General features: G+C 50.8%; 1 protein-coding gene. It reads right to left on the bottom strand.

Translation table 11 applies throughout. The features are described 5' to 3' along the window. Nucleotides 1–239, bottom strand: a 239-nt coding sequence (locus tag J9892_RS22300) for an IS5/IS1182 family transposase (RefSeq protein ID WP_009309822.1), incomplete at its 3' end; no start/stop codon positions are given. Between the last annotated feature and the right edge of the window lie 70 nt (nt 240–309).

Genomic DNA, 309 nt, shown 5'->3' with positions numbered 1-309 from the left:
GCATCTTCCATCGCGCCATCGCTCAGGTTGTACCAATGCTGCATGCAGTGAATGCGTAGCATGGTTTCCAGCGGATAAGGTCGCCGGCCATTACCAGCCTTGGGATAAAACGGCTCGATGACTTCCACCATGTTTTGCCATGGCAGAATCTGCTCCATGCGGGACAAGAAAATCTCTTTTCTGGTCTGACGGCGCTTACTGCTGAATTCACTGTCGGCGAAGGTGAGCTGATGACTCATGATGAACCCTTTTTCATGGCTCCAGATGACAAACATGATCTCATATCAGGGACTTGTTCGCACCTTCCCT

Source organism: Aeromonas sp. Prich7-2, assembly GCF_017939255.1.
Taxonomy (GTDB): Bacteria; Pseudomonadota; Gammaproteobacteria; order Enterobacterales; family Aeromonadaceae; genus Aeromonas; species Aeromonas caviae.
Note: the sequence above shows the minus strand (reverse complement) of the source record. Positions and strands in the feature narration are given on the sequence as shown.